At 58.5% G+C, this 1,688-nt stretch carries 1 rRNA gene; it reads right to left on the reverse strand.

The window, feature by feature from the left end:
- Positions 1-19 precede the first annotated feature (19 nt).
- Positions 20-1,540: ribosomal RNA gene (locus ACRYM6_RS22955) — 16S ribosomal RNA — on the reverse strand.
- Between the last annotated feature and the right edge of the window lie 148 nt (positions 1,541-1,688).

Genomic DNA, 1,688 nt, shown 5'->3' on the forward strand with positions numbered 1-1,688 from the left:
TGTGGTTGATGCTCCTTAGAAAGGAGGTGATCCAGCCGCACCTTCCGGTACGGCTACCTTGTTACGACTTCGTCCCAATCGCCAGTCCCACCTTCGACAGCTCCCCCCCTTACGGGTTGGGCCACCGGCTTCGGGTGTTACCGACTTTCATGACGTGACGGGCGGTGTGTACAAGGCCCGGGAACGTATTCACCGCAGCGTTGCTGATCTGCGATTACTAGCGACTCCGACTTCACGGGGTCGAGTTGCAGACCCCGATCCGAACTGAGACCAGCTTTTTGGGATTCGCTCCACCTCACGGTTTCGCAGCCCTCTGTACTGGCCATTGTAGCATGCGTGAAGCCCAAGACATAAGGGGCATGATGATTTGACGTCATCCCCACCTTCCTCCGAGTTGACCCCGGCAGTCTCCCATGAGTCCCCACCATGACGTGCTGGCAACATGGAACGAGGGTTGCGCTCGTTGCGGGACTTAACCCAACATCTCACGACACGAGCTGACGACAACCATGCACCACCTGTACGCGACCAACTAAATGACACCCCATCTCTGGGATTCCACCGCGCATGTCAAGCCTTGGTAAGGTTCTTCGCGTTGCATCGAATTAATCCGCATGCTCCGCCGCTTGTGCGGGCCCCCGTCAATTCCTTTGAGTTTTAGCCTTGCGGCCGTACTCCCCAGGCGGGGCGCTTAATGCGTTAGCTGCGGCGCGGAATCCGTGGAATGGACCCCACACCTAGCGCCCAACGTTTACGGCATGGACTACCAGGGTATCTAATCCTGTTCGCTCCCCATGCTTTCGCTCCTCAGCGTCAGTAACTGCCCAGAGACCCGCCTTCGCCACCGGTGTTCCTCCTGATATCTGCGCATTTCACCGCTACACCAGGAATTCCAGTCTCCCCTACAGCACTCTAGTGTGCCCGTACCCACTGCAAGCTCAGAGTTGAGCCCTGAGTTTTCACAGCAGACGCGACACACCGCCTACGAGCTCTTTACGCCCAATAATTCCGGACAACGCTTGCACCCTACGTATTACCGCGGCTGCTGGCACGTAGTTAGCCGGTGCTTCTTCTGCTCCTACCGTCACTTGCGCTTCTTCGGAGCTGAAAGAGGTTTACAACCCGAAGGCCGTCATCCCTCACGCGGCGTCGCTGCATCAGGCTTGCGCCCATTGTGCAATATTCCCCACTGCTGCCTCCCGTAGGAGTCTGGGCCGTGTCTCAGTCCCAGTGTGGCCGGTCGCCCTCTCAGGCCGGCTACCCGTCGTCGCCTTGGTAGGCCATCACCCCACCAACAAGCTGATAGGCCGCGAGCCCATCCCCAGCCGAAAAACTTTCCACCCGCACTCGATGCCGAGGCGGGTCGTATCCGGTATTAGCCACCGTTTCCAGTGGTTGTCCCAGAGCCAGGGGCAGGTTGCTCACGTGTTACTCACCCGTTCGCCACTGATCACCCCCCGAAAGGGGATCACCGTTCGACTTGCATGTGTTAAGCACGCCGCCAGCGTTCGTCCTGAGCCAGGATCAAACTCTCCGTCGAAAAACCTTCCACCACCGGCCCACCCCCGCGACGAATCACAGGAAACAGACCAGCCGGTGTAGATCATTTCACTTCATAGTTGACCTTGGACTCCAAACCCTGTCCCGAGCTGGCAAGCCAGAACAGGGGTAGATCCCAAAGGAACCCC

Origin of the sequence: Kineococcus rugosus (assembly GCF_050871975.1) — a bacterium.
In the GTDB taxonomy this organism is placed as follows: domain Bacteria; phylum Actinomycetota; class Actinomycetes; order Actinomycetales; family Kineococcaceae; genus Kineococcus.